Below are 244 nucleotides of genomic sequence, written 5' to 3'. Positions count from 1 at the left end.
CCATCAACGAGGCGGGTTTCTACCGGGCCGTGATGAACCGGTCGGCGGCCCGCATGATTGACGCCGACGCCAAAGCCACCGTGCAGCGGTTCCAGCGCTGGGTGACCCACGAAGTCCTGCCCTCCATCCGCAAGACGGGCGGCTACCGGGTCGAGTCGATCACCAAGCGCGAACTGGCGCTGATGGTCGTGGAGGCTGAGGACGCCCGCGAACTGGCCGAGCAGCGCGCCCGTGAACTCGAACC

At 67.6% G+C, this 244-nt stretch carries 1 protein-coding gene; it reads left to right on the top strand.

Annotated features, from left to right (window positions below; translation table 11 throughout):
• Nucleotides 1-53: 53 nt before the first annotated feature.
• The coding region (locus P8629_RS12530) for a hypothetical protein (protein WP_442908720.1) at nt 54-244 on the top strand (191 nt) is incomplete at its 3' end.

The sequence above is a fragment of the Hydrogenovibrio sp. 3SP14C1 genome (assembly GCF_029625905.1).
Lineage (GTDB): Bacteria > Pseudomonadota > Gammaproteobacteria > Thiomicrospirales > Thiomicrospiraceae > Hydrogenovibrio.
This window is presented reverse-complemented; position numbering and strand designations above follow the sequence as displayed.